Here is a 23,678-nt window from a genome sequence, read left to right as displayed (position 1 = left end):
TCGGGGGATTTTTTCTCTCTCTTTACGTCGAGGTTGCAACTAATTAATCAGTAACAACGCTGTCAATAGCGGCAGAGTCAACAACAGCTGAATCAGCAACAACGCTGTCAACAACAACAGTGTCAGAATCTACGGGAGCAGCCTGCTCTGTCTTGTTACCACCACATGATGCGAATGAAATAGCTACAACAGCTACGAACATAAATACTAATGTTTTCATTTTTTCTTTGCTTTTTAAATCTGTAAAACAATCATTTGTTTATTAAAACATTGCAAAGGTATACATTTTTTTGATAGGTTGTTCTTTTTTTTAAGACTTTTTTTAGAGTGTTTTTGTAACTTTTTAGCAATGTGTTGATAATCAGCTTGTTACAAAGTGTTAAAATATAGTTTACAGTTGACGTTATGATTAATAAATACGTTTAGCAATGGTGAATGGCAAAAAATGTGTATCTTTGCAGCGTTAAAGACTATATATTTAATACAATTATATGATAGATTCATCAGCCTTTCATGGAAAGAAAGCTGCTTATTTTACACTTGGCTGCAAGTTGAACTTCTCAGAGACCTCAACATTTGGCAAGATGTTGCATGATATGGGTGTATGTACGGCCGGAAAAGGCGAGGAGGCAGATTTATGCATTATAAATACATGTTCAGTAACAGAAGTGGCCGATCATAAATGTCGTCAGGCTATTCACCGACTTGTACGCAACAATCCCAATGCCTTTGTTGTTGTTACAGGCTGTTATGCTCAGTTGGAGTCAGAGGCAGTCAGTAAGATAGAAGGTGTCGACCTTGTATTGGGTTCTAATGAGAAAGCCAATTTGATACAGTTCCTTTCAGATGCATGGAGCGGTACTATGTCTGTCAATGGGAAGAACAATGACAGTTGCATAGTGCATAGAGTAAAGACAAAGGATATAAAAACGTTTGCTCCGAGTTGTTCGCGTGGCAATCGTACACGTTATTTTCTGAAAGTGCAGGATGGTTGCGATTATTTTTGCACGTATTGTACCATACCGTATGCCCGTGGTTTCAGTCGTAACCCGACTATAGAGTCTCTTGTGAATCAGGTCCGTAAGGCTGCTGACGAAGGAGCCAGGGAGATAGTGTTGACAGGTGTCAATATAGGTGACTTCGGCAAGACCACCGGCGAGAGTTTTATGGATTTGGTTAAGGCGCTTGATGATATAGAGGCAATCAGGCGTTATCGTATAAGCAGTCTTGAGCCGGATTTGCTCAGTGACGAGCTCATAGCTTACTGTTCGCACAGTCGTGCATTCATGCCACATTTTCATATACCGCTGCAAAGTGGAAGTGATACTGTGTTGCGGCTTATGCACAGACATTACGACAGTCGGTTGTTTGCCGAAAAGATATTCAAGATCAGGCAATTTATGCCCGATGCCTTTATCGGTGTTGATGTGATGGTAGGATGTCGTGGTGAAACTCCCGAGTGTTTTGAAGAAACATTTGCTTTTCTTGACGGTCTCGATGTTACACAGTTGCACGTTTTTCCATACTCAGAACGTCCTGGGACATCAGCTTTGAAGATACCGTATATTGTAGACGACAAAACGAAGAAGCAGCGCAGCAAGCGCCTTTTGGAATTATCAGAGAAAAAGACTAAGGCTTTTTACGAACGTTTTATAGGTGCCGAGACAGAGGTCTTGTTTGAAAAGGCTCCACGTGGCAAGTCCATGCACGGTTTCACCTCAAACTATATCCGTGTAGAACTTTCTGCCGATGAAGCGCGTGAGGAGTACGACAACAAGTTGATGAAAGTTCGTTTAGGATGTTTCAATCACGATAGAACAGCATTAAAGGCTGATATAATATGTCATGGATAAGGTAGCGATAGTAATTCTCAATTGGAACGGTGCACCTATGTTGCGCCGATATTTGCCGTCAGTGTTGCGCTACTCGTGTGAGGAGGCTGTTGTTTATGTTGCAGACAATGCTTCTACAGACGATTCTCTATCCGTATTGTCCGAAGAGTTTGGTGACTGTCGTGTCATACGGCTTGATAAGAATTGGGGGTTTGCTGACGGATATAACAAAGCTCTCAGCCGGATAGAGGCTGAATATTATGTATTGCTTAATTCTGACATCGAGGTTACCCACCATTGGCTTACTCCGCTTTTAGAGTTTATGGACACTCATGAGGAAGTGGCGGCATGTCAGCCGAAGTTGCTTTCCGTCTTCGATAGGGACAGTTTTGAATATGCAGGGGCGAGTGGGGGATTCATTGACAGATACGGCTATCCTTTCTGTCGTGGCAGAATATTCGATACGGTGGAGCGTGATGACGGTCAGTATGATTATGCTCAGGAGATTCTTTGGGCCACCGGTGCCGTTTTGATGATACGTTCAGCCGATTACCGTATGGCTGGCGGGCTTGACGGACGTTTCTTTGCTCACAACGAAGAGATAGATTTGTGTTGGCGTCTGCGTATCCTCGGTCGGAAGGTTTATTGCCTGCCGGACAGTGTGGTGTATCATGTAGGTGGAGGGACGCTGCCAAAGAGCAATCCGATGAAGACATTTCTTAATTTCCGAAACAACCTGACCATGCTTTATAAATGTCTGCCTGAAAAAGAACTGAAGCATGTGATGCGCGTGAGACGGTTGCTCGATTATCTTGCCGCTTTTGAAATGCTGATATTGAAACGCAGTTGGGGTGACTTCAAGGCTGTAGTGCGTGCCCGCAGGGCTTTCCATAAATGGAAGCACGAGTTTAGGTCTGACCGCGAACGTATACAGAGCAACCGCGTCTCAGACGCCATTCCCGAAGTTTTCGGCCGTTCTCTGCTTTGGCAATATTATATAAAGAAGCGTGCATTCTTCTCAGAGTTGGATTTCTGAGAAGAATGCACGCTCTTTTTATCTACGTACAAGCTGTTTCTTGTATTGTTGTTTTACCGGTATATTGATATTATTTCACTTCCACGGCATTGTTCAGTTCTTCTTTCCATTCCTTCAGATACTCAAACCATTCCTTGGCACTATGGTAGCCAAACTCTTCATTGTCAGAACCGAATGTTATGTTGTAGTGCAATTCGTCAGTAGCATTGCCTATGACATAAGGATAGTTGTCCTTATTTGCCGGAAGTTCTTTCACTACGTTCTTTGCCGGTATGCAGATACCCAGACCGACTGTTTCGCGCTTGTGGCCGGCCGAATCTTTCGCTGACACGGGCCAGTCGGTGCCCCAGCATCCGCGCAGCCCTTTCTTGTCAGACATCTCTTCAGAGTTCTTTACGTTGATGATGCCTGTAGCGAACCGGTATTCAGGAACGGGCTTACTGAACCTGACATCTACGAAACAGTCGCGGCGACCGGCGTATAGAGTGTAGCGTGCTGTCATGTCTATCTTCTCCTTGCCGGCATTCATTGTGTTCCAACCTTCATCTATAACCTCGACAATGGTACGCAACGGACCGCGCGAAACGATGCGCAGTGTGCGGTGGTCTACATCTTTCAGCATTTGCGGAGCCGTGCCGTCCCATCCGCGCAGCGCTCCGAGACCGAATGTCTCACCAACCCACAACACATCGTCGCCATATCCGGCAGCCTTTTGATTCTTGTCGGGATAAAACTGTGTTTCCTTTATTTCAAGTCCTTTGCGATACTTTCCGTAAGTGTCAACCGTCTGGCGGTGGTCAAAGTATATGCGATAAGCCACCATTTCGTTCTCGAATGCCGGACCATGGTGATGGAGCATCCAATATGGGTTGGTACCGTTGTCTACGGTGAGACTGCTTATATATAAATCCTGTTTGTTCGAACTTTTGATTTTCTTGTTTGACATCAGCATTTCTGCATATACCTGTGGTTTGTATTCGCGTGGTTTTCCTGTAGGTAACAGTTGTATGTTGAATGTCTGAGTACTCTTTTTCGTCATATCCGTCATGAAACACAGTTCGTCGTATATGCCGTCGTTGTTGAAATCATCAAGTTGGCAGGGCACTTCGGTTCCGTCTTTTGTCACGACGGCCGATTTCACATCCACTCCATACTGTTTCAGTTGCAATACAACAGGTGTGGCTTTGCGATCGTTTTTTGATTTGTTTGTCACATTTACGTCAAACGTCTTTTGCGCCATGCTTATCGAACTGACAGCAGCGAGAAACAACGTCGAGACCATTTTCTTTTTCATATCAGGAATTGTTTTAATTAGTTTTCAATACTACAAAATTACATAAAATAGCCCGAATACGGTATGTTTTTAATAGAAATAAAGTCATATTGTCGGATTTTCAGTGTGTATTTTATCTTTTTTTAGGTTAAAAGCCGGTTTGTTCAATAATTTTTAGTATATTTGCAGTTGATATTAACAATATTCAATAAATAGTTGCGTAATCTACATTATATATTAATGATGTCAGTTCTGTTCTGCATGGGGTGCGAATGGAATCTGAAACTGGATGTTGCAGGGAAATCCTCGTCAGCCATTCGGGTGGAGCGCTACGACCGTATAGAAAGTCTGTATCTGACCACCGGTGATTTTTCTGCGCTTAAGCATATGAATATTGACTATCCGATTCAGACCCGTACACTTATCGAGGACGTGCTGAAAATAGGCCGTGTGAACGATCCTCAGATTAATTCAAAATTTCTTAACTTTTATCAGGACACTGTATTACAGAGCCTGATAAGGGATGTGGAGTATCAGTATGCAAATATGGACGATGTCGACCGTGACCTTACGGAAGCGTTCGCCCGTCTCACCGACGCCGTTCCGGATATCGAAATACCGTTGGTTTACGCCCAGATAGGTTCGCTCGATCAAAGCATTATCGTGGGCAACAATACGCTCGGAATATGTCTTGACAAGTATCTTGGATTTGAATATCCTCTGTATCTCAAGTTTTACAGTGTATCGCAGCGCCGGTCGATGATACGTTCGATGATAGTTCCCGACTGTCTGATGTTCTATCTGCTCAGTCTCTATCCCATGGCTTATGACAGGGAACTGTCGCAACCGGAGCGCGACATACACATGGGGAAGATACAGTGGGTTGTCAACAAGGCCATGCACAAGCCCGTATTTTTCAACAAATATGTAACTTCGGTGGACAAATACATGAAGAGCAACAAGCATGTCGGTGTAGAGAAGTTGCTCAAGAACAATGATTATAGTGTATTCTTAGTCCGGTGATATTGTGCCGCGGTGTGTATTACCGTACCATAAACGTCTGCCTGTATCCTGTTTTTTTATTCCGTAATGATTTTGCAGCCCTGCCTTGTTCCCGTTTTTCTCAGATGATTGGTGAGCAGATTGGTAAATTCATAGTTCTTCAGTCCCCATTGCGGTGCAATGAGCATGTCTTTTGGCGACTGTGACACAAATCGTTCTATCACAATATCTTCCCTTATCCATTGTATGTATTCGGCAATGGTGGACATATATTCGTCGACTGTGTATATATGAAATGGCTTCTCTATATACATCCGTGCAAGTTCTGTACCTTTGATTATCTGCATCTGATGTATTTTCAGAATGTCGAGCTTCATTCCCGACATGGCTTTTGCTTGTCTGACAGTCTCTTCGGCATCCTCTCCCGGCAGTCCGACGATGATGTGTCCGCCGGTGATGATTCCGCGTTCCGATGTGCGTTCCACGGTTTGTCGCGAACATTCGAAAGTGTGTCCGCGGTTGATTAGCCGCAGGGTATTGTCGTTGGCCGACTCAATGCCATATTCCACAATGAGGAATGTCTGTCTGTTCAGTTCCGTCAGATAGTCAAGCAGTTCGTCCGGCATGCAGTCGGGTCTTGTTCCAATCACTATTCCCACGATTCCGTCCACGCCAAGTGCCTCTTCGTACATCTCTTTCAGCGTTTCAACAGAGGCGTATGTATTTGTATAGGCTTGGAAATATGCAAGATACTTCATGTCGGGATATTTCCTGGCAAAGAACCGTTTGCCATCCTCGAGCTGTTCCGTTATGCTGCGTTTTCTGTTGCAGTATGACGGATTGAAAGTGCGGTTGTCACAGTATATACACCCTCCGAGTCCGGCCCGTCCGTCGCGGTTGGGGCAGGAAAAGCCGGCATCTATAGATATTTTCTGCACTCTGAATGGAAATTGTGAGCGTATCCATGTGCCGTAGTCGTTGTATGGCAAGCTGCTCATGCTGTCGTTATGGGCTTTCAATGAATGGCGTTGTATTGTAAATGACGTGCAAACTTACTCAAAATATTTGTAACAGGCAATAAAACGGTTGGGGAAAATATATATATGCGGCCATTTACGGTTTTTGACGGATGACTATGTAATGTGTGACTGATACTGTTCTGCGTTGGCGATTTGTATATATTATTCCGAAAAAAACATATTTGTTTTTTCTCGAAATAGAAAAGTCGTAATACTGTTCCGGTTCAGTTTTGGCCCGTTTGAGATGCTGAATCTTTGCCGTTTGGGCCTTATTGCTCTTCTGTTTGGGTCGTTTCATGTTGCAATATGGGCTGTTTTGAAGTGTAATATGGCCTGTTTTGCAGTGCGATATGGGCCTCTCTGCTTTTATTACAAAGCTCTTTTATCGTAATGCATTGATAGTCAGCACTTCCTGTTTTGACAAAAACGGGCCTTTTTCGGGGCGTTGGTCGATTTTTGCATTTCTGATATCGTTTAACATACGTTAAAGTAAGGAAATTTTGGATTATATAAATCTGCCGGTCAATGTTTTTGCTCTGTCGTGTCATGGGGTATTATGGCGAATCATGTTTTTGGCGTATGGCAATGACATATGGGTAATTGAATGCCGGCATTGTTATCTTGATTATACTAAAAAAGAGTTTCAAGGACATTCCTTAAAACTCTTTGTAGTCGATAGGGGAATCGAACCCCTATGCCAAGATTGAGAATCTTGTATCCTAACCATTAGATGAATCGACCTTGATTTATTTGCCTTACTGACGAATCGTTGTCCGTAAGACCTTTCCTCCGAAAGGCGATGCAAAGGTAGTGGTTTTATTTTGTTCCGGCAAATTTTTCGGAGTGAAAATGCGTTTGACGGTTTATTTTATAGTATTAAGTAGTGGTTTTTTATGATAAAAATGTATGCGGAATCGGCTTATTCAGAAAAAACATCTACCTTTGTACCTGATTTTCATCATTAGTGTATTCAGAATATTTAAACGATACCTTATATATAATGCGTTATTTTATAACATTCAGTTACGACGGCACGCGCTATCATGGGTGGCAGATTCAGCCCAACGGTATCTCCGTGCAGGAAGAATTGCAGACAGCATTGTCCGTGCTTTTGCACCGGCCGACTGAGGTGGTAGGGGCCGGACGTACCGATGCAGGGGTGCATGCCCGCCGTATGGTGGCACATTTTGATACGGATGCTGCCGTTGATTGCGGACAGCTGGTATATAAACTCAACCGTTTTTTGCCGCGCGACATCTCCGTGAGTTGTATGAAACCGGTTGCCGACGATATGCATGCACGTTTCAGTGCCACTTCGCGCACGTACCATTATTATGTACATACGGTCAAGGAACCGTTTTTGAGGGCTTATTCGTGTGAACTTCACTATCAGCTCGATTTTGACTTGATGAACGAGGCAGCGGCAGTTCTGATGGAATATGATGACTTCGCGGCTTTTTGCAAGAGTCATGTCGACGTGAAGACAACTCTGTGTACCGTCACTACAGCCCGTTGGCACCGTCTGTCGCCTGTGAGTTGGTACTTTGAAATCACGGCCAACCGTTTTCTGCGCAACATGGTACGGGCGGTGGTGGGCACACTCATTGAAGTGGGACGACATCGTCTTACCGTAGACGGATTCCGTGGTGTGATAGAGAGCGGGCGGCGCACGGCGGCGGGTGAGTCAATGCCTGGCCATGCCCTGTTTCTTGAAGATGTGAAATATTGAAAAAGGAATATTAAAATAAACATGTTATGTGGCTATTGTTAGCATTTATGTCGGCGGCGTTGCTCGGCTTCTACGATTCGTTTAAGAAAAAGGCGCTTGGCGGCAACGCCGTGATACCGGTGTTGTTTCTCAACACATTGTTTTCTTCGCTCATCTTCTTGCCGTTTGTCGTGCTCAGCATGCACACATCTTTTCTTGACGGTTCTATCTTTCATGTTGGCAGCGGAGGATGGGAGATGCATAAGTTTATATTGTTGAAGAGCTGTATAGTGCTGAGCAGTTGGGTGTTCGGATATTTCGGCATGAAGCATCTCCCGCTTACTATCGTAGGTCCGATCAATGCCACGAGACCGGTGATGGTGCTTGTCGGGGCTTTTCTTGTGTTTGGCGAGCGGCTCAATGTGTGGCAGTGGGTGGGTGTTTTGCTTGCCGTCGCATCGTTTTTCATGCTGAGCCGCAGCGGAAGGAAAGAGGGCATAGACTTCAGACACGACCATTGGATATGGATGATTGTCGCTGCTGCGGCCCTCGGAGCGGTGAGCGGGTTGTACGACAAGTACCTCATGGCTTCGCCCGAGGATGGCGGTGTGGGGCTCGACAAGATGATGGTTCAGAGCTGGTACAACATATATCAGTGTTTCATGATGGGTGTGATGCTCTTGGTGTTGTGGTGGCCCCATCGCCATGCCTCCACTCCTTTCCGTTGGGATTGGGGCATCATCCTTGTCAGTCTGTTCCTGTGTACGGCCGATTTCGTATATTTTTATTCGCTCAGTCTGTCCGGGGCAATGATAAGCATTGTGTCGATGATACGCCGCGGCAGCGTGGTGGTGAGTTTCCTGTTCGGTGCCGTAGCTTTTCATGAGAAGAATCTCAAGTCTAAGTTCATTGACCTTGCCTTGGTACTTCTCGGAATGATATTCCTTTATATAGGCTCACGATGACGTGGCGATGTTTATTCCCGTTTGATGAAAAAATGTCTGTAAATGTAAAAAATCATCAGAATACTTGTATGTTTCAATAAAAAATGATTATCTTTACACTCGTTAAACCAATAAAGAGTTTTGTGCTATATGATAGATTACCTTAGTGACAACCTTTGGCAGATATGGGCGGTGATGGCTGTTCTGTGTCTTATTGTAGAATTGTCTACCGGCGGATTCTTCATTATATGTTTTGCTGTGGGCAGTCTTGCTGCGATGGTGGCTTCGTTTCTCGGTGGTCTGTATTTGCAGCTTGGTGTGTTTGTCGCTTTTTCAGCCATAAGCATATTTCTAGTTCGGCCGTTTGCCTTGCGCTATCTACATCGTGAAGAAAGCCATCGCAAGAGTAATGCCGACGCTCTGATAGGTGCCGTTGGCACTGTTAGCAGCAGGATAGAGGCCGGAGGTTACGGGCGTGTGGCAATAGGAGGTGACGACTGGAAAGCCGAATCCGAAGGTTCCGTATCCATTCCTGTCGGCACGCGTGTCAGGGTAGTGGGGCGCGAAAGCGTAATAATAAAAGTAATAATTGATGTTTAACAATAAAACAAGATTTTAATTATGATGTACTTTTTAATCGTTTGTGTAGTCTGCGTATTGATATTCGCAAAAATGGCACTTGTAATCATTCCTCAGTCTGAAACGAAAATCATTGAACGGTTGGGTAGATACCATGGAACGCTCGACCCCGGTATCGCTATCATCATTCCGTTTATTGACAAGGCAAAGGAGATTGTAGTGTTGGAGCGCGGCCGTTACAGATATTCCAGCAATATCGATCTGCGTGAACAGGTTTATGATTTCCCGAAGCAGAACGTGATAACGAAAGACAATGTTCAGACGGAGATAGATGCACTGTTGTATTTTCAGATAGTCGACCCTTTCAAGGCGGTTTATGAAATCAACAATTTGCCCAATGCCATAGAGAAACTCACCCAGACCACACTTCGTAATATCATCGGCGAACTGGAGCTTGACGAGACACTGACAAGCCGTGACACAATCAACACCAAGTTGCGTGCCGTGCTTGACGATGCGACAGACAAATGGGGCGTAAAAGTAAACCGAGTGGAATTGCAGGACATCACACCTCCCGAGAGCGTGCTCACGGCGATGGAGAAGCAGATGCAGGCTGAGCGTAACAAGCGTGCCACCATACTTACGAGTGAGGGTAAGAAGGCTTCGGACATCCTTCAGTCGGAAGGTGAGAAGGCCGCCATGATAAACCGTGCCGAGGCAGAGAAGCAGCAAGCCATATTGAAAGCCGAAGGTGAGGCTCAGGCACGTATTCGTAGAGCCGAAGCCGAAGCAATAGCAATAGAGAAAGTGGCCGCCGCTGTAGGGCAGAGCACCAATCCTGCCAACTATCTGCTTGCCCAGAAATATATACAGATGTTGCAGCAATTGGCCGAAGGCGACAAGACAAAGACCGTATATCTGCCATACGAGGCAACAAATCTTATGGGCAGCATAGGCGGTATAAAGGAATTGTTCAAGGCTGAATAGGCTGTAGTGCTGATATTATATTTATAATCATGTGTATTAGAGGGTGTCAAATATGGCATCCTCTTTCTTTTTTTGAACGTTTTCGTTAAGCCAGATGGGCAGAGTGAAACTTGTTTCAGCTCTGCCATGGCGAGAAAATGTGCATGAATATGAACGTTTTCGTCAAGCCAAACGAGCAGAGTGAAACCTGTTCAAACCTTGTCATGGCGAGAAACCGTGGGATGAAATCCAACGGTTTTTGTTTACTATGATGCATTTGGGCATTTGTAATATATATCCGGTATTTGGTTAATGATAGTTGACTTGGTTTTCATGGAATGTTATAAAATATGTTTACCTGTGATATAATTTATTTCATAAAAGTTTCAGAAATGTGAAAAAAACGGGCATGAAGTAACAAATTACAATTAATTTGTGTAATTTTGCGGTCGGAAATCAGAATATAAGAAATCTTATGGCACATAATATTTTCAAAGGTTTGGGTATTGCTTTGGTTACACCATTTAACGAAGACGGATCAGTTGATTACGAATCATTGAAACGGTTGGTGGATTACCAGATTAATAATGGAGCGGATTTTCTTTGTATATTGGGAACTACTGGTGAAACTCCATGCCTCACTGCTGATGAGAAACGGAAGATAAAGAATCTGGTGGTGTCTTATGTCAATGGCCGGTTGCCGATATTGTTGGGATGTGGTGGAAACAATACAGCAGCAGTGGTGAATGAGTTGCGTACAGAAGATTTCCATGGTATAGATGGTATATTGAGTATCTGCCCATACTACAACAAACCTTCGCAGGAAGGACTTTACCAGCATTTCAGGGCCATTGCAGATGCAAGTCCGTTGCCTGTTGTGCTTTACAATGTTCCTGGGCGTACCGGTGTGAACTTGAAAGCAGAGACAACCGTTCGTCTGGCCCGTGACTGCAAGAATATCGTGGCGATAAAGGAGGCAAGCGGAAACTTGGAGCAATGTGATGAGATAATAAAGAATAAGCCCAAAGATTTTGATGTTATAAGTGGTGACGATGCCCTTACGTTTCCAATGATATCATGTGGCGCAGTGGGAGTTATCAGCGTTATTGGCAACGCCCTGCCGCGCGAATTCTCAAAAATGATACGTCTGCAGTTTAAAGGTGAATATGACAGTGCGCGAAAGATACATCACAAGTTTACAGACTTGTTCAGTCTGCTTTTTGTCGATGGTAATCCGGCCGGTGTTAAAGCCATGTTATATGAGATGGGGATGGTAAAGAATATACTGCGTTTGCCGCTTGTTCCTACTCGGATATCTACACTGCAGAAGATGAGCGAGATAATGAAAGAACTCAAGATTTAGATGGACAATCCTTAAGGTCGGATTGTTGGAGCAAAGAGAATGGGAAGGGAGAAAGGTGATGAGGCTTTCTCTCTTTTTTGATAAGTGTTAATTTTTATCGATTACTTGTTATTGTATTTTAAAGTTCAGGATATTATTTATACCTTTGCAAATGAAAAGCAAAATGCTTTTTAAGGGGTGCCCGCCTTTTGGTGGTGCTGAGATCAAACCCTCAACCTGATCTGGATAATGCCAGCGTAGGGAACGACACCATGCTCTTTTTGCGTGCGAGAGTGTGGAGTAAATGCCGATAAAAGGTTTCTCTCCCTTTTTATTTAATTATAAATGGGTAAAACAGATGAAGAAAATACTCTTTGTCACCCTGTCGGCACTTGCCGCCAACGGCAATGTAAAGGCAGACAACAACGACTCTCTCCGCATACAGAATCTCGGAGAGGTGACGGTGAAGGGTGTGCGTGCAGCCAAAGACGCACCTTTTGCCGTGACAAACATCAAGAAACAACAACTTCAGGAGTTCGCCAAGACAGGCCGGGAACTGCCGTTCCTCTTCGCCCGTACGCCCGGTGTGCTGGCATGGAGCGAGAACGGAGTGGGCACCGGTACCACCTACATGCGCATACGTGGCGCGGCAGGCTCGCGTGTCAACGTCACCCTCGATGGCGTGGCCCTCAATTCGCCTGAAGACCAGTGCGTCTTTTGGGCCAATATGAATAGTTTCGGTGCTCTGCTCGGCAGTGCTCAGATACAGCGTGGTGTGGGCACTTCGTCGAATGGCGACGGTGCTTTCGGCGGCACCATTTCTCTTATGACGGCACAGCCGCAGTACGTCCCGTCGGCTGAACTGTCGGCATCGTTCGGTTCGTACAACACGCTGAACCTCGGGGCGCAGTTCTCCACCGGCCTCACCGGCATACGCCTGCCCCGCCACTATCTTGTGCTCGAAGGTGCCTATCATCAGACCGCTACCGACGGCTACATTCACGGCACCGACGGACGCTCGGGCAACTACTACGGTGGCGCTATATTCATCAACGACAGGCAGAACTTCAGGCTGAGTTACAAGAACATAGGCAGCTTCGAGTCGACCGGACAGGCGTGGAGCGGCGTCACCGCAGGTAACGACGACTACAGTCTGAACAGCTACGACGGCGTGAAGACCTACAAGGACATGCACCGCCTGGGCCTCGGCAGGTACAATAGTTTGTACGAGAGCCTTACGATAGACGGTGACGGTCAATACATCGTGTCTCGCTACAAGATGGCCGACGGCTCGTTGTGGGAGAAGACCACCGATAACTTCTGGTACAATCACAACATCCTCTCCATGGCATGGCAGATGAATGACAGGTGGAGCACCTCGGCCACGCTGCACTATACGCATGGCCACGGCTTTTATGACGAGTTCAGATACGACAACAAACTGTCTAAATTCGGTCTGTCACGTACGCCAGATGCCTACCACAGTTTTGTCAAGCGTACCGACTTTGTGCGCAAGAAAGGTATGACGCAGGATTTCTACGGTGCCATATTCAATGCCAACTACAAGGCCGGCCGCTGGGACGTGCTCGGAAACATATCGGCGCAGCAGTTCACCGGCAATCATTACGGCTATCTAACATACATTGCCGATGAGGACGTGCGCAACTATTATATAGGCGACAAGGGTGAGTACAAGTATTACGACTCTGATGCCGACAAAACTGATGTGAGTGCTTTTGCCAAAGCTACCTATCACATCACGTCCTTCCTCGATGCCTTTGCCGACGTGCAGTACCGATATGTGAAGTACACCACCGACGGAGTGAACGACAAGTTCTACGAAAACGAGGACGGCTCGTTCACCAACCAGCGTCTCGACATCGACGAGAGCTACAATTTCTTCAATCCCAAGGTGGGTGTCAGTTTCCATAAGGACGGCCACAACGCCTACGCATCCTACGCGCGAAGCAACCGCGAGCCCGAGCGCAATAACTTTACCGACAACGGCTCGTATCCCGCACCCAAGGCCGAGTCGCTCAACGACTTCGAACTGGGCTACGGCTATCAGGCCCGCAAGTGGTTTGTCAACCTCAACCTGTACTACATGGACTACGAAAACCAGTTTGTACAGACGGGAGCGCAGTCGGACATAGGCGAGAATCTCACTACTAACATCAAGGATTCGTACCGTATGGGAGTGGAGCTGAGCGCCGGCGTGTCGCCCCTCACATGGCTCTCCATCGAGGGTAACGCCGCGCTGAGCAGGAACAAGATTAAGAACTTCGACGAGTATGTGGAGAACTGGGAGGCCGACGGGCCCACCGTGACTCACTACGACAACTCTACGCTGTCGTTCTCGCCATCGGTAATACTCAACGGTTTCGTCGATGTTCACTACAAAGGCTTCCAGGGAGTGTGGCACACCAACTTCGTGAGCCGCCAGTATCTCGACAACTCCGAGAACGCCGACCGCTCGCTGCCGTGCTATTCGGCCACCAACGTCACGTTGAAGTACGCCTTCAACACGCGGAAGATGAAGATAGGAGTGAAGGAGGCCGTCGTTGGCCTCAACTTCAACAACATCTTCAACCGCCGTTACGCTGCCGGCGGATGGGTGTATTCGGCCATATCGGGCGACGACTTTCTCAACTCCGACCGCTACTATCAGATAGGCTATATACCTATGGCGGGATTCACCATGATGGGCAATGTGACGCTGAAGTTCTGAACGTGACCACCATATAACATACAACGACAGATAATGACAGAATATTTGGTAAACAACTGGATGGATGTGCTCGGCACCGCACTGGGGCTGCTCTATCTATATCTTGAACTGAAAGAAAACATACTGATGTGGATAACGGGCGCCATCATGCCCGTTGTATACACCGTTGTGCTGTATCGCGCGGGGCTCTATGCCGACTGCGGAATGGAGTTTTACTATTTTCTTGCCGCCGTTTACGGCTTCTGGATGTGGAGCCGGCGCCGTGCCGTAGACGTCAGTAGTTTTTCCGGTGGTTCACGGCAGGGTGGGGAGGATAAGGTTTTTGGTCTTGCTATCAGCCATATTCCTGTGTCTGTCGTATATGTTCTTGTTCCTATTACTTTTGGTCTTTGGTTTGCTCTGTGGGCTTTTCTTAATTTCTGTACCGATAGCAATGTGCCGGTGCTTGATGCTTTCACGACATCATTGTCTATTATAGGATTGTGGATGCTTTCGCGTAAATATATCGAGCAATGGTGGGTGTGGCTTGTGGTAGATGCCGTGTCTTCGTCATTGTATATATATAAAGGTATATATGCTCGTGCATTTCTTTATGCTGTTTATACAGTCATAGCTGTTTATGGCTACTATGCTTGGCGCAGAAGAATGATGAAAGCAAGATAAATTGTTATCATATTTTTGGGGGTTCTTTGTTAGGGTTAACTTATAATGAATGCATAAGTTTAATACTTTTCAAAAGTTTTCCTAAAAAATATTTGGTTGAATGAAAATAAATTTCTACCTTTGCACTCGCAATTCGGAAATGAAAGCAATCGGGGCTCCTTAGCTCAACTGAATAGAGCATCTGACTACGGATCAGAAGGTTGCAGGTTTGAATCCTGCAGGAGTCACAAAAAGAGAGACTTAAAAGTCTCTCTTTTTGTATGTATATACTCCATCATTATTATTTAGTTTAATTAGGGGACATGGATTTTTTCGGCCAACACGACAAGTATAGGGGGATTAAGCATAATCAATTCGGTATCACAAACGGATAAAAACGGACAATAACGGACAATAACCGCCACCTTTTTTGATACCGTATTTTATGGTTTAGTGTGATGCTTTATTTGTAACTGCTTGTATTTCAATGGAAAAGGAGCACTTTTTGAGTGCTCCTTCCGTGATTCCGTAGGGATTCGAACCCTAGACCCACGCCTTAGAAGGGCGTTGCTCTAATCCAACTGAGCTACGGAACCCTTAAATCGGGTGCAAAGGTATGAATAATTTGTAATATATGCAAATATTCAATATCGTTTTATCTGTTTTTAACTAAAAAACTATAACGGTGTATCAATATGTGTTGCATATCGACACACCGTTGTACTATCAGTGCATAAGTGATTGTGGAACTTATTGAAAGAAGTTATATTTGCCCATCAATACTCGAATGTGCCGAACTCAGACTTTATCGTCAGGCTCTTTTTCCCTTCTTCTATGCGTCCGACAATACGTGCGTCGATGTTGAAGCTGCGGCTTATTTCGACAATCTTTTCTGCATGCTTGGGGCTTACGTATATCTCCATACGATGGCCCATGTTGAATACCTTGTACATTTCTTTCCAGTCTGTGCCACTCTCTTCACTTATGATCCGGAAGAGAGGAGGAACTGGGAACATATTGTCCTTAACGACATGACAGTTGTTTCCGACAAAGTGGAGCACTTTGGTTTGGGCTCCTCCAGTGCAGTGTACCATTCCGTGTATCTCAGGACGAAGTTCATCAAGTATGCGCTTGATGACTGGGGCATAAGTTCGGGTGGGAGAGAGTACAAGGCGTCCTGCTGTTACGGGAGCCCCTTCGACAGTGTCGTCAAGGTGATAGTGTCCGCTGTATACGAGTTCGTCAGGCACGGTATGGTCGTAGCTTTCGGGATATTTCTCTGCAAGGTACTTTGCGAACACATCATGGCGCGCACTTGTAAGTCCGTTGCTGCCCATACCTCCATTGTAACAGTCTTCGTATGTTGCCTGTCCGGATGACGATAGTCCCACGATAATGTCTCCCGGACGTATGTTGGCATTGTTGATTACGTCGCTGCGCTTCATGCGGCATGTCACGGTGGAGTCAACGATGATAGTGCGTACGAGATCACCAACGTCCGCAGTCTCGCCGCCGGTAGCATATATGCCCACACCCATTTCCCTCATGCGTGCCAGCAGTTCGTCTGTTCCGTTGATGATGGCCGATATTACTTCTCCCGGCACGAGCATCTTGTTGCGCCCGATTGTACTTGATACGAGGATGTTGTCTACGGCACCCACACAAAGCAAATCGTCGGTGTTCATGATGAGTGCATCCTGTGCGATGCCTTTCCATACGCTCAGGTCGCCTGTCTCACGCCAGTACATGTATGCCAGAGACGATTTTGTGCCGGCTCCGTCAGCATGCATTATGTTGCAGTATTCAGGGTCGCCGCCCAGTATGTCGGGTATGATTTTGCAGAAAGCCTGCGGATAAATGCCTTTGTCGATGTTCTTGATGGCGTTGTGCACATCTTCTTTGGCGGCACTTACGCCGCGCATCATATAGCGGTTGCTGTTGTCCATTGTAGTGAAGCTCACCCTCATCTCCCCATATCGGGGAGGGCCTGTGGTGTAGCAAGGCCGTTGTTATTATTTGGTTTGTTCTTATTACTCTTTGCCGTTCCAGAAGTTCCAGCTTGCGAATGCCTGCAGGAGCAACATTTCGAGTCCGTTTTTGGTGTTTGCTCCGTACGCCGCTCCTTTCTTCATGAAGAGAGTTTCGTCCGGATTATATATAAGGTCGTAGAGTATGGTGTGGTTGTCCATAGCTTCATACGGCAGTTCGGGATACTCGTCCACATTTGGATACATTCCGCATGGCGTGCAGTTGACGATGACGTTGTATTCTTTTATCACATCCGGTGTCACATCGCTGTACTGTATTGTCCCGGGACGTTGGTACCGGCTTACGAAAACAGTTTCGAGTCCGAGTGCTTTCAGTCCGTAGGCTACGGCTTTCGAAGCGCCTCCCGTCCCCAGTATAAGCGCTTTCCTGTGTATCTTCTCAAGCATAGGCTCTATGCTTTGTGTGAATCCAATCACGTCAGAGTTATAGCCTTTAAGTATGGTTTTGTTGCCTTCGTGGACCACACGTATCACATTAACGGCTCCTATAGCCATTGCTTCCGGGCTTATTGTGTCAAGAAACGGCATGACTTTCTGTTTGTACGGTATTGTGACGTTAAGCCCGCGCAGATTGGGATTCGTGTCAATCACTTCAATCAGTGAGTCGATGGCCGGTATCTCAAAGTTCTCATACTTGGCGTCAATGTTCTCGTCGGCAAATTTCTGATTGAAATAGCTTATCGAAAACGAGTGGCCAAGGGGGTATCCAATTAAACCGTATGTATCCATAAATAAAGTTGTTGTCTGTTATTTGGTTGCAAAATACATCGTACAGATGCCGAACGTAAGACGTTTGAATTCCGCTTTGCCGAATCCGGCATTCTTTAGTATCTCCACCATGCGTTCTCCTTGCGGGAAGGCTTCGATGGTTGCCGTGAGATAACTGTAGGCATTGGTATCCTTGGAGATGATACGTCCGTAGACCGGTAGGATAGTGTGTGAATATATGCGAAACAGTTGTTTCATGGGGAAGCCGATGGGAGTGGTAAGTTCGACAATGCTCAGATGACCGCCGGGGCGTAGCACTCTGTACATCTCTTTCAGACCGAGGTCAAGATTCTGGAAGTTTCGTATGCCGAAAGCGGCCGTGACGGCATCGAACGTATTGTCACCGAACGACAGGTGCATACAGTCTTCACGTGCGAATGAAACCGTACCAGCCAGTCCGCACCGTTCCACTTTCTGCCGTCCTATCTCCATCATACCCGTGCTGATGTCCGCACCGGTTACTTTTTCAGGATGCAACATTTCTGCGAGCATGATGGCAAAGTCGCCCGTGCCGGTGGCAATGTCGAGGATATTCTTCGGACAGTATGGTGCCAGTTGTTTGATGGCCTTGCGCCTCCATCCCTTGTCTATGTTCCACGACAGACGGTGGTTCAGGGTGTCATAGGTGGGCGCGATGTTGTCGAACATCCGTTCCACCTGCTCACCTTTCTCCGTATCTTGCCCGTAAGGCTTTATACCCTCTTGTTTGTACATATTGTGTTATTGTCTGCTTGCCAGATATCCGCTCACGTTCTTTTCTATGCGTGCGGCGATGTCGCCGTCTTCGGCAGCCTTGTCAAACTTCTCGCCAGTGATGTGTTCGTAGAGTTCTATATATCGGTCGCTGACGCTTTCTGCATATTCGTCGGTGATTTCGGGCATGGTCTGTCCCGGTTCGTTCATGAAGTCGTGCTCTATCAGCCACTGACGTACAAACTCTTTCGACAGTTGTTTCTGCGGTTCGCTCTTGGCCAGCTTCTCTTCATAGCCTTCAGCATAGAAATATCGGCTCGAATCCGGTGTATGTATCTCGTCAATAAGGTAGACCTTGCCGTCGCGCTTGCCGAATTCATATTTCGTATCTACGAGGATAAGCCCTTGTCGGGCAGCGATTTCCTGTCCACGCTTGAAGAGCTTTCTTGTGTAGTCTTCCATCACTTCGTAGTCCTCGGCACTTACAATCCCCTGCCGTATTATTTCCTCTTTCGATATGTTCAGGTCATGGCCTTCATCGGCTTTGGTAGTAGGAGTGATGATGGGTTCAGCGAAGCGTTCGTTCTCTTTCATGCCGTCGGGCAATTTTACACCGCATATCTCCCGGCATCCCTTCTGATAGTCGCGCCATGCCGAACCGGTGAGAATGGAACGTATAATCATTTCCACGCGGAATCCTTCACACTTCAGGCCCACGGTCACCATGGGGTCGGGGGTGGCCAGCTTCCAGTTGGGGCAGATGTCGGCTGTCGCATCAAGGAATTTTGCTGCAATCTGGTTCAGTACCTGTCCCTTAAAAGGTATGCCTTTGGGCAGAATCACATCAAATGCCGAAATTCTGTCGGTGGCCACCATCACCATCAGATCGTCATTGATGTCGTACACGTCGCGCACCTTTCCGTGGTATACGCTCTTTTGTCCTTCGAAGTTGAAATCGGTTCTTGTTAATGCTTTCATTGTTATGCTGTTTTGAATCTTTGTTCCTTAAATCTCGCTTTTGGGTGTTTCTTCTTTCTCTTTTCCGTCTTCACTTTTCGTTTTCTTGTCAAAGGCCTCGTATGCATTGACTATTCTAGTGACGAGCTTGTGACGGACGATGTCCTTTTTGTTAAGTTTCACCACTCCAATCCCTTCAATTCCTTCCAGTATCTTGAGTGCTTCCACCAGTCCGCTCTTCTGTTCGCGCGGCAGGTCAATCTGTGTCATGTCGCCGGTGATTATCATCTTTGTGTTCCATCCCATGCGGGTTAGGAACATGCGTATCTGCGCCGGTGTGGTGTTCTGGGCCTCGTCAAGTATGACGGTTGCGTCGCTCAATGTCCGTCCGCGCATGAAAGCCAACGGGGCAATCTGTATTACGTGCTTGTCCATCATGTCCTGCAGTTTTACGGCCGGCAGCATATCCTCCAATGCGTCGTACAGCGGTTGCAGATAAGGGTCGATTTTGTCCTTCATGTCTCCGGGAAGAAATCCGAGTTTCTCTCCTGCTTCCACAGCCGGACGGCTCAATATTATTTTTCTTATCTTCTTTTCTTTCAGCGCTTTCACCGCCAGTGCGATGCTCAGATATGTCTTTCCGGTTCCGGCCGGGCCCACGGCAAATATCATATCGTTGGCATTGTACGAATCTATCAGCCTCTGCTGATTCTCTCCGCGTGCCTTGATGGGGCGTCCGGATATATTGTATACGACAACTCCGTCGGGATATTCGTCATTGGTGCGTTCGCCTTTTACTATACTCAGTATGTCTTCTTCTGTCAGCGTGTTGAATTTCATTATGTGCCGGCGCATCTTTTCGGTGCTTTCCTCCATGGCACACATCTGCTCCTCGTCGCCCAATATGCGTATTACGTTGTCGCGCGCCACAATCCTAAGTTTGGGATAAAGCGCTTTTATCATTTGCAGATGAGCATTGTTCACTCCGTAGAATACTACGGGATCAATGTCTTCCAGTACGATATGTTTCTCTATCAATGTGATTCCTGTTTAATATTCGTATGCAAAATTACAGAAACTTTTCAATATACCGTCATCTTTCATTATCTTTTTGATTTCTTTCTTTATCTCTTTTTTACGTGATTGTAATTGTACTTTATTCGGGATTTATTTGTAATTTTGCATTTAATTTTGCAAAATAGTGTTTATTCGGTTTATTAAGAATATGATAATTACGAAGAAAAGATATCTTCAGGGATTCTTTGCCGTGGTGGTATTGCTGGCGCTTGTCAGGTGTGTTTTTCCGGGCGTGGCGGATGTTCGGCGGGAAGCCTCGGCCTCCACCGCAGCAGACAAGGCTGTAGGTGAAGGTGGAACAGATGTCAAGCCGGTATGTGCCGGCGGTCGTGGTAACGTAGCATCGGGCGGTTGTCGCGATGGACAGCCTGCGTGTGGCGGTGGCGGGATACAGCCGTCCACTGCTTTGGCTACCTTTTTCAATGCCGACGGGACACCGCGCAAGAGCCGCATTTACAGTGTAAGTTCTTTTAAGGGAGTCTTTCCCGACAGCAACAGCGTGCAGATGGCTGCTGCCCGACGCTACGGAGTTTCTCCGGTGAATGACCGTACAGAGGCGGAGCACCGCATGAAAGAACTTGTGTATATGGGCAGCAATCCTTATTATCATGTAGACAAGCTCAACAGCAGCATACCATATCTCGTGCCACGTGCCGCAGTGCTGTTGCAGGACATAGGCCGGGCGTATTTCGACAGCCTGCAGGTCAAAGGCATTCCATTGCACAAGCTGATAGTGACAAGCGTGCTCCGCACACGTGACGATGTTGCCAAGCTGCGCAACCGTAACGGCAACGCCACAGAAAACAGTTGCCATCTATATGGAACCACCTTTGACATTTGCTACAACCGTTACAAGACTGTGGAGGACCCTGACGGGCCGGCCCGACGGATGGTGCGCAACGACACGCTGAAGTGGGTGCTGAGCGAAGTGCTGCGCGATTTCCGTGAACAAGGCCGCTGTTATGTAAAGTATGAAGTAAAGCAAGGCTGCTTTCATATGACGGTAAACTGACTTGGACCGCCGGTCTATATGGTCTGTCTTTTCCTTATTGTCCGATTGGCACTCAACGCGGCCAGCAACATAATGGCGAATGTAAATTGTTTCATCATATTCTTGCTGTCTGTGTTTTGTGATACGGCGTTTATCTGCCCGTCGTTTTCTTTCCGTTTACTATATACACCCCTTTGGGCATGCCCTCAGGGCCGTTGCTGCGATGTGCCGTGTGCATCCCGCGCAGGTCGTACATGGTCGTGGCCTTGCCGCTGTCGGCCGTGGTGCTGCTTATCCCCGCTGTGCCAGACAGTGTCAGTGTCACGTCCACGTCGCCGCTGCCGAGTATGTTTTTCAGTTCGTTACCGGATGTCACATTGTCTATTTTCCCAAGACGGGTGAAGTTCCACGAGTTGCTATCGTAGTAGATAACGAAGTTCCGGCCCTGATACAGTATCAGGTCGCCGGCCACGGTGTTGATGTGCTCGTCGTTGGTGGGCAGCGATTGCGGTAGTATACCCACCTTTTCCATGTCTCCGTAGTCTGACATGTGGATGGTGACAGGCCCTGCCGAGGCCAGCATCTCCTGCAAGGCGCGTGCCGAACTGTTGTCGTCGAGGGTGGCGGTCAGCGTGTGTCCGTTGGCGCTGATGGATAGTTTGTTGTTCATATTGTTGTCTGTTATGTTTTTATAGTCTATCGTTTTCAGCCATTCGGCCACGAGCGTGGGGGCCGACGACGTCTGTGACGACCGTATCCATAGCGACGGTGACAGGAACACTCCGCCGGGCACAAGGCGCCTCGCGTCGGCTTCCACCCCCGATATGCCGCTGCTTGCGCTCGACACAATCAGGCCGATGCGCTTGCCGGCCAGCTGTTTGCCGTAATGGAACAGGAACGTCTGCAACGGCGATGCCATGTCGCTCCACCATAGCGGGGCTCCTATTATCACCGTGTCGTACTCGTCTGGATTTACCGTAACGGGGTCGATGGCGGGATACGCCGCCGCATCGTCTGGCTTGTTGCGTATCGCGGCTATCTGCTCGCTGCCTATGGCATAGTTGTTTGCCGCATAGTCGAGGCCTTTTTCGGCCGGTTCTATGCGTATCACGTCGGCGTCAATCTGCCCGCAAAGTGCCGTTACGATGTTGTGTACATTGTTCGTATAGCTGTAATACACCACCAAAGTCTTGGCATACAGCGCCATGTTAGTTGCGGCGACCAGTGCCATTGTCATAATTGTTCTTTTCATATTCCAATAGTTTTATGGTGCAAATTTATGTATAATCCAGCGTAATCTATGTAACGAAAAACGGTGTATTTGTACCATTTTTACTGATTTTATTGTGCCGTTTATGCCGTTTTGACGGTAAAAATAAATATCTTTGTCACAGAATAGCAATAAACTGGCCTTATGAACAATATTCTGAAAATAAGAAATCCCAACGATTACAGCCGCTATCTGGGGCAATTGGAGCAGCATCCTCTGGTGAGTATAATCGACTATGCCTCTGTGTCGCCCGTGCGGCACAGCCTTAACAACTACAGTGTATACGGCATTTTCTTTCACGATGAGGCTGAAGTGGATTTGTCTTACGGCTGCGGCAAGTACGACTATAAGAAAGGTAAGGTGATATGCGTGGCCCCGGGGCAGATAGGGGGGCTGGAAAGACAACGGTGAAGAGGTGATGACCGATGACTAGCACGACAATCTGTCCCTGCTGATGCGGTTTGACAATCTGCTGCATGCCTATTTCGACGAGGGCCGGCAGCTGAAGTACGGCCTGCCGTCGGTGCAGTATTGTGCCGACAGACTGTGTGTCCGTAAAGTGGTAATTTACTTTACAAAACACTTCGTCGGCCGTCACAAAATCGTGTTTTGCCACCATTGGGCCCGAAATATCGCAAATTTGTGCCAAAACAGGATGTGCTGACAGTCAGCGGGTTACGCTTGCACCGCTTTCGTAAGGCCATGTAAAGAAAGCAGAGAGACCGCTTTCGGGTTGCGATAACGGCCGTTTCGCATTGCAACGGAGCCGCTTCGGGAAGACCGAACGGCCGCTTTGGGAAGAC

21 protein-coding genes, 3 tRNA genes and 1 riboswitch are annotated in these 23,678 nt (G+C 47.0%); of the genes, 13 read left to right on the top strand and 11 right to left on the bottom strand.

What is annotated here, in order from left to right; genetic code table 11:
* Positions 1-43 precede the first annotated feature (43 nt).
* Complete coding sequence (locus HPS55_RS01365; RefSeq protein ID WP_172173900.1) at positions 44-220, bottom strand: hypothetical protein; 177 nt, start codon at positions 218-220, stop codon at positions 44-46.
* 271 nt (positions 221-491) lie between these two features.
* Between HPS55_RS01365 and mtaB the strand changes: the two genes are divergently transcribed.
* Complete coding sequence (gene mtaB / locus HPS55_RS01360; RefSeq protein ID WP_172173897.1) at positions 492-1,853, top strand: tRNA (N(6)-L-threonylcarbamoyladenosine(37)-C(2))-methylthiotransferase MtaB; 1,362 nt, start codon at positions 492-494, stop codon at positions 1,851-1,853.
* Positions 1,846-2,868 carry a glycosyltransferase family 2 protein gene (locus tag HPS55_RS01355; protein ID WP_172173894.1) on the top strand — a complete coding sequence of 341 codons (1,023 nt, stop codon included), beginning with the start codon at positions 1,846-1,848 and terminating at the stop codon, positions 2,866-2,868. The genes mtaB and HPS55_RS01355 overlap by 8 nt, the downstream gene beginning before the upstream one ends.
* A gap of 70 nt (positions 2,869-2,938) precedes the next feature.
* Here HPS55_RS01355 and HPS55_RS01350 read toward each other — a convergent pair whose 3' ends face one another.
* A complete protein-coding gene (locus HPS55_RS01350) occupies positions 2,939-4,162 on the bottom strand; it encodes a DUF4861 domain-containing protein (protein ID WP_172173891.1) in 1,224 nt (407 codons plus the stop codon).
* A gap of 195 nt (positions 4,163-4,357) precedes the next feature.
* On the opposite strand from HPS55_RS01350, the gene HPS55_RS01345 reads away from it, so the two are divergent.
* Complete coding sequence (locus HPS55_RS01345; RefSeq protein ID WP_172173888.1) at positions 4,358-5,164, top strand: gliding motility protein GldB-related protein; 807 nt, start codon at positions 4,358-4,360, stop codon at positions 5,162-5,164.
* Between the two features lie 56 nt (positions 5,165-5,220).
* On the opposite strand, the gene HPS55_RS01340 is transcribed toward HPS55_RS01345, so the two are convergent.
* Both HPS55_RS01340 and HPS55_RS01335 read right to left on the bottom strand, forming a co-directional pair.
* A complete protein-coding gene (locus tag HPS55_RS01340; protein ID WP_172173885.1) occupies positions 5,221-6,141 on the bottom strand; it encodes a TIGR01212 family radical SAM protein in 921 nt (306 codons plus the stop codon).
* A 690-nt stretch (positions 6,142-6,831) separates the two neighbouring features.
* A tRNA-Glu gene (locus tag HPS55_RS01335) sits at positions 6,832-6,903 on the bottom strand.
* Positions 6,904-7,159: 256 nt separating this feature from the next.
* On the opposite strand from HPS55_RS01335, the gene truA reads away from it, so the two are divergent.
* The 8 genes from truA (at position 7,160) to HPS55_RS01295 (ending at position 15,319) form a co-directional block, all read left to right on the top strand.
* Positions 7,160-7,891, top strand: coding sequence for a tRNA pseudouridine(38-40) synthase TruA (gene truA / locus HPS55_RS01330; RefSeq protein ID WP_172174400.1), 732 nt, complete (start codon positions 7,160-7,162; stop codon positions 7,889-7,891).
* 26 nt (positions 7,892-7,917) lie between these two features.
* Entirely contained in the window at positions 7,918-8,835 is a 918-nt protein-coding gene (locus HPS55_RS01325; protein WP_172173882.1) for a DMT family transporter, read from the top strand.
* 129 nt (positions 8,836-8,964) lie between these two features.
* On the top strand, positions 8,965-9,414 hold the full coding sequence (locus tag HPS55_RS01320) for an NfeD family protein (protein ID WP_172173879.1): 450 nt from the start codon (positions 8,965-8,967) through the stop codon (positions 9,412-9,414).
* A gap of 21 nt (positions 9,415-9,435) precedes the next feature.
* Positions 9,436-10,380, top strand: coding sequence for an SPFH domain-containing protein (locus HPS55_RS01315; protein WP_172173876.1), 945 nt, complete (start codon positions 9,436-9,438; stop codon positions 10,378-10,380).
* A gap of 454 nt (positions 10,381-10,834) precedes the next feature.
* The gene (gene dapA / locus HPS55_RS01310; protein WP_172173873.1) at positions 10,835-11,722 is read left to right on the top strand and encodes a 4-hydroxy-tetrahydrodipicolinate synthase; all 888 of its coding nucleotides are present in this window, start codon (positions 10,835-10,837) and stop codon (positions 11,720-11,722) included.
* A 163-nt stretch (positions 11,723-11,885) separates the two neighbouring features.
* Positions 11,886-11,983, top strand: a riboswitch (TPP riboswitch).
* Between the two features lie 76 nt (positions 11,984-12,059).
* Positions 12,060-14,429, top strand: coding sequence for a TonB-dependent receptor (locus tag HPS55_RS01305; RefSeq protein WP_172173870.1), 2,370 nt, complete (start codon positions 12,060-12,062; stop codon positions 14,427-14,429).
* 33 nt (positions 14,430-14,462) lie between these two features.
* Positions 14,463-15,092 carry a nicotinamide riboside transporter PnuC gene (gene pnuC, locus HPS55_RS01300; RefSeq protein WP_172173867.1) on the top strand — a complete coding sequence of 210 codons (630 nt, stop codon included), beginning with the start codon at positions 14,463-14,465 and terminating at the stop codon, positions 15,090-15,092.
* Between the two features lie 153 nt (positions 15,093-15,245).
* Positions 15,246-15,319: transfer RNA gene (locus HPS55_RS01295), tRNA-Arg, on the top strand.
* A gap of 273 nt (positions 15,320-15,592) precedes the next feature.
* On the opposite strand, the gene HPS55_RS01290 is transcribed toward HPS55_RS01295, so the two are convergent.
* From HPS55_RS01290 to HPS55_RS01265, 6 genes are all read right to left on the bottom strand, one after another.
* Positions 15,593-15,667, bottom strand: a tRNA-Arg gene (locus HPS55_RS01290).
* Positions 15,668-15,847: 180 nt separating this feature from the next.
* Positions 15,848-16,996, bottom strand: a complete 1,149-nt coding sequence (locus tag HPS55_RS01285) for an AIR synthase related protein (RefSeq protein WP_410543852.1) — start codon at positions 16,994-16,996, stop codon at positions 15,848-15,850.
* 105 nt (positions 16,997-17,101) lie between these two features.
* Positions 17,102-17,848, bottom strand: coding sequence for a shikimate dehydrogenase family protein (locus tag HPS55_RS01280; RefSeq protein ID WP_172173861.1), 747 nt, complete (start codon positions 17,846-17,848; stop codon positions 17,102-17,104).
* Positions 17,849-17,866: 18 nt separating this feature from the next.
* Positions 17,867-18,601 (bottom strand): bifunctional demethylmenaquinone methyltransferase/2-methoxy-6-polyprenyl-1,4-benzoquinol methylase UbiE, encoded by a 735-nt coding sequence (ubiE, locus tag HPS55_RS01275; protein WP_172173858.1) that lies wholly within the window; start codon positions 18,599-18,601, stop codon positions 17,867-17,869.
* A gap of 6 nt (positions 18,602-18,607) precedes the next feature.
* The gene (locus HPS55_RS01270) at positions 18,608-19,558 is read right to left on the bottom strand and encodes a phosphoribosylaminoimidazolesuccinocarboxamide synthase (protein WP_172173855.1); all 951 of its coding nucleotides are present in this window, start codon (positions 19,556-19,558) and stop codon (positions 18,608-18,610) included.
* Positions 19,559-19,585: 27 nt separating this feature from the next.
* Positions 19,586-20,575, bottom strand: coding sequence for a PhoH family protein (locus HPS55_RS01265; protein WP_172173852.1), 990 nt, complete (start codon positions 20,573-20,575; stop codon positions 19,586-19,588).
* A gap of 187 nt (positions 20,576-20,762) precedes the next feature.
* Between HPS55_RS01265 and HPS55_RS01260 the strand changes: the two genes are divergently transcribed.
* Complete coding sequence (locus tag HPS55_RS01260; protein WP_172173849.1) at positions 20,763-21,626, top strand: DUF5715 family protein; 864 nt, start codon at positions 20,763-20,765, stop codon at positions 21,624-21,626.
* A gap of 130 nt (positions 21,627-21,756) precedes the next feature.
* Here the strand turns inward: HPS55_RS01260 and HPS55_RS14155 are convergent, their stop codons facing one another.
* Positions 21,757-22,857, bottom strand: a complete 1,101-nt coding sequence (locus HPS55_RS14155) for a cyclophilin-like fold protein (RefSeq protein ID WP_253945762.1) — start codon at positions 22,855-22,857, stop codon at positions 21,757-21,759.
* A 162-nt stretch (positions 22,858-23,019) separates the two neighbouring features.
* Between HPS55_RS14155 and HPS55_RS01245 the strand changes: the two genes are divergently transcribed.
* Entirely contained in the window at positions 23,020-23,286 is a 267-nt protein-coding gene (locus HPS55_RS01245) for a hypothetical protein (RefSeq protein WP_253945761.1), read from the top strand.
* Positions 23,287-23,678: the final 392 nt, after the last annotated feature.

The organism is Xylanibacter rodentium, assembly GCF_013166575.1.
GTDB classification, from domain to species: Bacteria; Bacteroidota; Bacteroidia; order Bacteroidales; family Bacteroidaceae; genus Prevotella; species Prevotella rodentium.
Note: the sequence above shows the minus strand (reverse complement) of the source record. Positions and strands in the feature narration are given on the sequence as shown.